The following is an 8,455-nucleotide window of genomic DNA, read 5'->3' as shown; positions in this document are numbered from 1 at the left end:
GCCACAGGTATCACCGCTTTCCTGACTTTCTTCATCGTGCCAATCCTCTCACTCATTTCAGTTTCCTCGTATTGGCCGGGCAAGGCAGAAGCCTTACTTGCCTGCCCGGTATGCGAACTGCCGGGCAACCCGGCGCAGCCGGACCGCTATCGGCATCCGCAAATGGCGAACCGCCGCCGGGTCCCCCAAAGCGGTTCTCATCGCCTTGAGCGGCGATCGCTGCTTGATGTGCTCCACCAATGACAGGAATGTGGCAGCCTGCCTGAGGCTGCGGGCACGTCGCGTGAACGCTTTTCTCGCCTGGGGATCGAGCCGATTGGACGCCTCAAAGGCCGCATCGGCGCGCTGCATCGCTTCGACGTGATRCAGCTCCAGAACCCTTGAGATTGAACCGCTGCGGACATGATAGGCATAGCCTACAGCGGGTTCGACGGCGCAACGCCCGCCCTTGGCAAGCGCGCTGGCAAGCAGGATATAGTCCTCGCCAATGCGCAGGTCTTCGTCGTAGCGAAGGCCATGTTCGCGGAGATACTCAGCCATGAATATCGGCTTCATGTAACCAAAATTGAACGTCGTTTCGAAGACMACATTGCCGCCGATGAAGTCAGCCAACGACAATTCCGCGAAGTTTTCGAGATATTCCTGCGGGAACATCACCTCCGGTTGCGTTCCGTCTTCTCGAATCACTTCGATGTTGTCGACGGCCATCCGCGCGCCACTTCGCTCGGCGCGGGATATCATTGCCGCGAGACGATCGGGCCGCACTGCATCGTCGGAATCGAGGATCGAAACCCAACGGCCCCGTGCAGCATTCAGGCCGGCATTGCGCGCGCCGCCGGGGCCGCAATTTGCCTCCAATGCCAGTACCCGCACCCGCTGATCGGCATAGGATCGGGCAAGTGCCAGTGTGGCGTCCGACGAGCAATCGTCAACGACGATCACCTCGACCGTGACGCCGCGTTGCGCCAACGCGCTGTCAATGGCGCGGCCGAGCGTCGCTTCGGCGTTGTAGGCGGCGATGACGAAGCTGACGTCAGGCTGCATCCTGCCCCCCTCCGCTGCCATAGAGGCGCAGTTCTCGAACGCCGACCAGCCCGCTCAGAACGCCCAAATGCATGACGCCCCTGAGCAGGCTTCGGTTGCGGCTGACCGGCCGGAACACGGCGATTCCGGCGGCAGCGAAGCAATAGGAGGCCTTGGCCGACGCCCGGGCCAGTTCGCCGGCCAACCGCATTCCTGGGCGCTTCGAACCGAGCAGCCGGCCATGGGTCTGGCCGACGCGGAAACGCCGCTTGGTGAGCCAGCCGAACGAGGCGCGCCCCTGAGGTACCGGCTCTTCCACCCAGGCCTCGGCAGCGTAGGCTATGCGGCCGCCGGCTCCGAAAGCTTGGTCGAAGAACTCGGTATCCTCGCCACCCGACTGGCCGCGCGCCAGGGAGAACCGGCGGCCGGCGATGCTTGGGGATTTCATCCTGAGCAAGGCATTGCAGGTGTAGCCGGTGCGGATTTCGCCCTGGACGAAGACCGGAAAGGTCGAATGAAAATCGCCGACCTGCATCCAGCCTGGCGCCCCTGCCCCGTAACGCGCCTTGACCGGGCCAAGCACCACGTCGGCGCTTGTCGCTTGCGCTGTTTCGACAAGCCTTTTCAGCCACGAACCTGTGGCCGTCTCGTCATCGTCGATGAAGGCGACAAAATCGGCGACACTGGCGTCGAGGCAGGCGTTGCGGGCAATCGAGATGTTGCGTGCCGGGCTGTGAACGTAGCGGATCGGCAGCGGCAGTTCCCGCGCAAGATCGGCCACGAGTTGCGATGCGCTAGGCACCTCGTCATTGTCGGCGACGATGATGCCGATCCGGTAACCCTCCGGCAATTCCATGGCTGCCAGCGAGCGTAGCGTTTCAGCGAGTTCCCTGCGCCTGAAGGTGCAGACACAGATGTCGATGCTGCCGGCATTCATGCGGTCCGCCCCTTTGTTCCGGCATCGATCAGTTGCAGCCAGAAACCGAGCGACCAGGCGAAATGCATGACCATGGCTGACACGCCGGCGAGCGCGCGTTTGGGCGCGCCCGAGCGAAGCCCCAGAAACAACCCATAGCCGAGGCAGACAGCCGCCCACTGGACAAATGGCACCGCAAAAACCCAGTGCCATGGCGTGAACACCGTGAGCAGAGCTGCAGGCACCACCATCAGCGGCACCATCTGCCTGATCTTGGGAATGACGCGATGCTTGAGCACGTTCTTCGCCCTGCCCCGGCCATAACCGAGATACTGACGATAGAGGGCGGACAACGAATTGCGCGGATAGTAGTTCATGCGCGTGCGGCCGCTCATCCAGATGCGGTAGCCGGCCTCCCGCAGGCGGTGATCCAGTTCGGCGTCCTCGTTGTGGCTGAAACTCTCGTCGTAGCCACCGAGCCTGCGGAACACGCTCACCCGCATCAGCGCGTGATGGCCATGATCGACCCACGCGCCGCTGGAGCTGTGCCTGTGTTTCGAACCTCCGGTGCCGAGCCTCGAATTCTGCGCGGCGGCCACCGCCTGCTGCACCAGACCCGCGCCCTTGGTCAGCATCGACACGACAACCGAGTCAGCACCGGTTTCTCGCGCCTCCTCCAACAGCCGGTCGCAGAAATCGTCGGGATAGCCGCCATGCGCGTCGATGCGGATCAGATAGTGCACGCCGTTGCCGAAGCGCTCGACCGCGAGGTTGATCGCGGCACTTTGGATACGCTTCGGATTGTCGATCAGCACGACATTGGCGTCGTCCGCCGCAGCCTTGGCAGCAATCGCGCGGGTGGCGTCGCTGCTGCCGCCGTCGGCAACGATGATCCGCGCGGAAAGCCGCCTCGCAGCTGGCCGAAGCTTGGCGAGCAAGGCACCAATGTGGCGCTCTTCGTTGAGGCACGGAATGATAATGATGCAGGAAGGGTTTTCAGGCATTGCTCTGCTTGTTTGTATGATGTCAGGCGGCGATGGTGCCGATTTCGGCGCGGCCAGCGATGCGCTGGAGCTTTGCCACCAGCGCGCGACAATCGGAGCTATCGCAGCTCCAGGTCCCTTGATCGCGGGCGAGTACGCCCCGATGCAGGGCCTCGTAGCGCTCGGCCGTCATTGGCGAGAGCGTGTCCATCATTGCTCTCACCGACGGCTCGGATAGTACCAGCCCGACCCGCTCCCGTTGCAGGAACCCGGCGGTTTCGGTGTCGGCCATGGCGATCGGCACGGCGCCGAAGCGGCAGCCTTCATAGAGCCGGTTGGGCAGCAGCCACTTCGAGTTCTGGCCTTCCTCGAAGAAGTCGATCGCCCAGGAAAAATGGACCTCCCGGTAGATGTCGGCCATGTCCTCGGGGTTTCGATAGGCACCCTTGAAGCTCAAATAGGGCTCTGATTCGACAAAACCATGGAAATCCGGGAACTCGGAAAGTGCCGGCCGACCGCGCATGACGACCTCGAACTGCCCCTTCATCCTGCGGGTGAAGTCGGCCAGCAGTTCGAGCGACTTGCGGCAGCGCAGTGCGCCGAACCAGCCAATGCGCCAAGGCGGCCCATCGGGCGCCTTCGGAACCAATGGCAGGCCGCGCGTCAATTCGAGCAGCTTGTTTTCCACCAGCTCAATTGGCGCGTCGATCTGGCCGTATCTGTCGAAATAGTGCCTGACGAAAGCCGGCGAGCTTGTCAGCAACAGCTTGACGTTGCGCCCAAGCAGCCGTTCAGCCCCGCGCATGCCTTTGCCCAGAAGGTCCTCGCGCAGCACCAGCCGATGGATATCGAGGCACTCATAGACAATCGGCACCGAACCGGCGAACGTGCTTCGCGCACGCTGCGCCAGCGCCAGCATTTCGAGGTTGCGGGCGATGATCAGATCTGGAGCCGGCATGGCGCCCAGCGAGCCCGACATGCCCGCCGAAGCCTTCGCCACCGCCGCGATTCGCTGCGCAAACCGACCGTCTCGTGTGTACCCGAGGTCGATTGGCTCAAGGCCCTCAATGTCTTTTACCGGCTCATCAGTTCGCCGGAATCCGGCCAACGCAAGACGCGCACCACCGGCCTTGAGCATGATGACCCGCCGGCGAACTGCTGGATCGGATACGTCATGCACAAGGTACAGCACATGCAGCATGAGATTACTCTCGCTGTTTTGGCCCACCGCTCCGCGATGCTAGGGAAGCATTTGCTGCGCCGCAACAATTACTGGCCAATTCGGCCTCAACTTTTGTTGCGTCGCAAAATAGCCCGTTTGATCTGTATTGATGCGCGTGGGCGGGCCTATGCGCACGGAGACGCGGTTCCATGAAGAATGTCATTGTCGAAAACACCGTCTGCCTGAACACCGGCGACGCTGCGATCCTCCTGGCGATCCGGCATATCCTGAAATCGGCCTATGCCGGCGATATCCAGTTTCAGGTGTTCGACAGCCAGCCCGAGGTCGCGTCGCGGCTCTATCCCAGGCAGGCCTATCCAGACATCGAGATCCGCAAGCTTTTGGCCGAGTCGATCTTCAAATACCCCTATGACGACAACCGGCTGAAGAACCTCGCCAAGCCGATCTATAACAGGCTCGCGCTGAGCGCACTGCGCCACTACGGCAAGAGCACAGCACTGGACGAGACGATGTTCGGTACTGAGGACCGCCGCAGCCTCGACATGTACCGGCAGGCCGATCTCGTCATCACGACCGGCGGCACCTACCTCGTTGAAAACTACAATCTCGAGCGCCGCCTCAACCAGTTCCGCATCGATGCCATCTTCGGCAAGGACCCGGTCTTTTTCACCCAGTCGCTCGGACCGTTCGACAAGGACTACAATCGCCGCGAGTTGAAGCCGGTCTTCGACCGCAGCACGCTGATCCTGCTGCGCGACGAACGTTCGCGCGGCCATCTCGCCGGCCTCGTCGACAATCCCGGCAAGTGCCATGTCGTGGCCGATTCGGTGTTCGCACTTGCCGACAAGGCGCGAATCGAAGGGCTCCTGTCCGCCGGTCAACCGCCCCAGCCTACTGGCCGCGTCGGCATCTCGGTGCGGCACTGGAACTATGTCAGCGAGGGCGCCGACGGCATGCGTCGCTACATGGATTCGATCCGCGACATCGCGACCTCGCTCGTGCGCGACCACGGCAAGCAGGTGACGTTCGTGTCGACCTGCCAGGGCGTGCCGGAATATGCCCATGACGATTCCAAGACCGCGCGGGCCATCGTTGCCGAACTGGCGCCTGACATAGCCGCACAAGTCAGCGTCGATGCTGATTTCCACACGCCCGAACAACTGATGGAATTGGTCAAGGGCTTCGATTTCGTTGTCGCTACGCGCATGCACATGATGATCATGTCGCTGTGTGTCGGCACGCCGGTGCTGCCCATCGCCTATGAGTTCAAGACCAGGGAGCTTGCCAAGCGGGTCGGGCTCGCCGACCTCCTGCTCGACATCGACACAATGACGCCGGAGGAGGCCAACCGGAAGCTGGCGAGTTTCGCGGGCAATCTCGACCGCCTGAGAGAAACGACCCTTGCCGCAGTGCTCGAAGAACACGCCTCGGCGATGTCAGCGGCCGAACTGATCAGACCGCTGCTCCAAGACGCTTCAGCGAACGTTGCGGGCGATGGTCTTCCAGGCTTCGACAAGGGCAAGGCGCGACTGCGGCACAGCGACCATGAAGGCGAGCGCAACCGCGTAGCTTAGTGCTGCTGCGGTCACCGCGGCAACGAGATTGGACTGTTCGGTCAGCGATGCAGGGAGGTAGCCGTAGCCCAGCCAGGCGACGGCTGCAGCAACGACCAGCAGCCCCTGAACCATTATGAAGTCGAGCGCCGAGACAGGCCCGGTCCGCCCCAGCATCACCGCGAGCACCGGCAGCCGCAGCACATAGCCGCTGACGGCATAGGCTGCGGCGACGCCGACAGCGCCCCATTTCAGCCCGACGACGAAAGACAACACCGTCGTCAGTGCCGAATAGACACCCCAGCGGAACATCGTTCCTGTCTTGCCCTGGCAGATGAAGATCCAGCCTGTCGTGCTCGACACCGGCTGCATCAGCCCGGCAATGCCGAGCCAGGCGAAAATCGGCGCCACCGCCAGYCAGCGCTCGCCAAACAGGATCGTAACGACTGGCTCGGCAGCGATGGTCAATGCCGCGATGCCGGGTACAGTGATGAAGGCAAGCAGCCAGTTGGTCCGAAGATAAAGCTCGCGGAAGCGCGGCTTGTCGTCCTGGATGCGGCTGAGCAGCGGCAMCATCAGGCGCGACAGCGGCTGGTTGATGTTCTGCAGCGGAAACAACAGCAGCTTGTAGGCGCGATCGTAGTAGCCGAGCTCAATCGGCCCCGAAAACTTGCCGATCAGAATGTTGTCGAGGTTGCGCGAGAAGAAATTGACGAGGTTGAAGCCGGTAAGATTGGCGCCGAAGGACAGGATCTCGCGCTCGACCCTGAGGCTCGGTTTATCAGGTTTCCAGCGCGTGGCGAGCCATGCGCCCAGCAGCGTCACGATCGCGCCAGCGGCCGGCCCGATCACCAGCGCCCAATAGCCGAGACCGGCATAGGCAGCGGCGATCGCCGCAACCAGACCGGCCAACGCTGTCACCACGTCGTTGATCGCGAGTTGACCGAATTGCAGATTGCGGTTCATCAGCGCCAGCGGCAGCGCGGCAAGGCTTCCCAACAACAGCGGCGTTGCTGCGGCAAGGGTGATCCCGGTCATGCGGGCATCACCGTAAAAGGCTGAAACAGCAGGCGAAAGTGCTGCAATCACGATGGTGCAGATCAGGCCGGCAAGTGTGCTAATCCAGAACACCTGGTTGAGTTGCGACTGGTCGATCTCCTGCCGCTGGATCACCGCCTGCTGGAGGCCAAGATTCTGGAACAGCCCGACAAAGGCGATGATCGGCCCGACCGAGGCGACAAGGCCAAAGTCCTCAGGTGCCAGCATCCGTGCCAGGACCACCACCGACACAAACTGGATGGCAATCTTGATCGCCTGCGCTGCAGCGGTCAGCGCCCCGCCCCTGAGCGCGATGCGTCCCAATTGCTGGGCTTGAGCCGTCATGCGGCTGCCCTTGTCGCGGCAAGGCGGAACAGCGTGTCGGCGAAAGCGTCGTTGAGCCTGGTCGAATCGAAATCGTCCTCGACCTTGCGCCGCGCGGCGATGGCGAGCGCCTCGCAGGGGCCGGGGTTTTCGGCGATCCAGATCAGTTTTTGTGCCAGCGCCGCCGCATCCCTCTCGGGTGCGAGGAGACCGGTTCTGCCGTCCTCGATCAGTTCGGGAATTCCCGAATGATATGTGCTGACCACCGTCAGCCCGGCCGCCATCGCCTCCATCAACGCGACAGGAATGCCCTCAAGGTCGCCGTCGCTGGCCTTGACGCTGGGCAGTACGAAGACATCCGCCTGGCTCAAGCGCTGCTTGACCTCGCTATGCGCGCGCGGCCCAAGGAAGGCGACACGTTCGGATATGCCCAGCCTTGCAGCGAATTGTTTCATCTCATCGAGCAGTTCGCCGCCACCGATGATGGTGTAGGACCAGTCGATGTCAGGCCGCACGGCCTGCACTTCGGCGAGTGCACGCAAGGCAAACTCAATGCCCTTCTTCTCGGTCAGCCGGCAGACCGAGATCAGCGCCAGCGCGGTGTTGCCCTGCCGGCCGGCGTGAAAGTCGATCTCGTCAGTGTTGACGCCCATATGGTGTACGGCAACGGTGCCGGGGGCGGCACCTGCCCCTATCAACGCGTCGCGGAAGAAGCCGTTGACCGGCAGTTGCAAGGCGCCTTGTTGGAAGACAACTTCGTAACGCGACAACGTGCCGTCATGCATTGGCGCGCCGACATCATGGCCGTGGAAGATGGTCACCAAAGGTGCCGTGATTTGCCGCTGCTTCATCGCTCTTGCGACGCGCAGGCCATTGTTGCCGAAATGGGCAACGATGACGTCGTATTTCTCGAGCTTGCCGGCAAAGGCGATGTCGAGCGCAGTCGACGACTTGTCCCAGAGCCGGCCTGCCCATTTGCGAAGCGATGGGCGCAGTGCACCGAGCGCGCCCCACCATTGTTCGACACCGCCGGGTAGGTTGCGCCAGCGCGGATCGTCAATGTTGTGTTCCTTGCCAAAAGTCGTCTGATTACAGACGACCCCGACCTCGATGCCGCGCTCGAGGCATCCCGCGATCTGGTCGAGAACGAAGGTCTCGGAAAGCGAGGGGAACTTGTCGACGACAAAACAGACTTTCATCGATCCGCGCTCCAACTCAGGCCGCCTGATGGAGGCTGCCTGTCGCCGCTCGTTCGAGCACCCCCATGAAGGTGGCGAACTGGGCATCAGGATCGAGCTGGGGACGGTGCGAAAATTCGCGCGCGGCCTCCGACAAGCGCTCATATTCGGCCCGGTCATCCCACAGGCAGCGTACCGCGCCAACCCAGACATCGAGCGGTGCATCGTAGTCGAGGACGACGCCACCCTTGCCGATC

At 62.5% G+C, this 8,455-nt stretch carries 7 protein-coding genes and 1 pseudogene; 1 reads left to right on the top strand and 7 read right to left on the bottom strand.

Going from position 1 to position 8,455, the window contains the following annotated elements; all coding sequences use genetic code 11:
* Positions 1 to 93 precede the first annotated feature (93 nt).
* From AC1DUU_RS15630 to AC1DUU_RS15615, 4 genes are read right to left on the bottom strand one after another with little or no spacing between them, the layout of a single operon-like run.
* Complete coding sequence (locus tag AC1DUU_RS15630) at positions 94 to 1,044, bottom strand: glycosyltransferase family 2 protein (RefSeq protein WP_476784324.1); 951 nt, start codon at positions 1,042 to 1,044, stop codon at positions 94 to 96.
* Positions 1,034 to 1,960 carry a glycosyltransferase family 2 protein gene (locus AC1DUU_RS15625; protein ID WP_476784323.1) on the bottom strand — a complete coding sequence of 309 codons (927 nt, stop codon included), beginning with the start codon at positions 1,958 to 1,960 and terminating at the stop codon, positions 1,034 to 1,036. Before AC1DUU_RS15625 ends, AC1DUU_RS15630 begins: the two co-directional genes overlap by 11 nt.
* Positions 1,957 to 2,943 carry a glycosyltransferase family 2 protein gene (locus AC1DUU_RS15620; RefSeq protein WP_476784322.1) on the bottom strand — a complete coding sequence of 329 codons (987 nt, stop codon included), beginning with the start codon at positions 2,941 to 2,943 and terminating at the stop codon, positions 1,957 to 1,959. The genes AC1DUU_RS15625 and AC1DUU_RS15620 overlap by 4 nt, the downstream gene beginning before the upstream one ends.
* A gap of 22 nt (positions 2,944 to 2,965) precedes the next feature.
* Positions 2,966 to 4,123, bottom strand: coding sequence for a glycosyltransferase family protein (locus tag AC1DUU_RS15615; protein ID WP_476784321.1), 1,158 nt, complete (start codon positions 4,121 to 4,123; stop codon positions 2,966 to 2,968).
* Positions 4,124 to 4,293: 170 nt separating this feature from the next.
* Here AC1DUU_RS15615 and AC1DUU_RS15610 point away from each other — a divergent pair, with 170 nt between their 5' ends.
* The gene (locus AC1DUU_RS15610) at positions 4,294 to 5,679 is read left to right on the top strand and encodes a polysaccharide pyruvyl transferase family protein (RefSeq protein WP_476784320.1); all 1,386 of its coding nucleotides are present in this window, start codon (positions 4,294 to 4,296) and stop codon (positions 5,677 to 5,679) included.
* Here AC1DUU_RS15610 and AC1DUU_RS15605 read toward each other — a convergent pair.
* From AC1DUU_RS15605 to AC1DUU_RS15595, 3 genes and pseudogenes are all read right to left on the bottom strand, one after another.
* The gene (locus AC1DUU_RS15605; protein ID WP_476784319.1) at positions 5,581 to 7,041 is read right to left on the bottom strand and encodes a lipopolysaccharide biosynthesis protein; all 1,461 of its coding nucleotides are present in this window, start codon (positions 7,039 to 7,041) and stop codon (positions 5,581 to 5,583) included. The two genes, AC1DUU_RS15610 and AC1DUU_RS15605, sit on opposite strands and share 99 nt — an antisense overlap.
* Complete coding sequence (locus AC1DUU_RS15600; protein WP_476784318.1) at positions 7,038 to 8,219, bottom strand: glycosyltransferase; 1,182 nt, start codon at positions 8,217 to 8,219, stop codon at positions 7,038 to 7,040. The genes AC1DUU_RS15605 and AC1DUU_RS15600 overlap by 4 nt, the downstream gene beginning before the upstream one ends.
* Before the next feature lie 16 nt (positions 8,220 to 8,235).
* Positions 8,236 to 8,455 (bottom strand): annotated as a pseudogene (locus AC1DUU_RS15595) (glycosyl transferase family 1); the annotation flags it as partial.

This window comes from Aminobacter sp. P4_H6_2 (assembly GCF_056400805.1).
The sequence above is the reverse complement of the archived record's forward strand: the minus strand, read 5'-3'. Positions and strand labels throughout refer to the sequence as shown.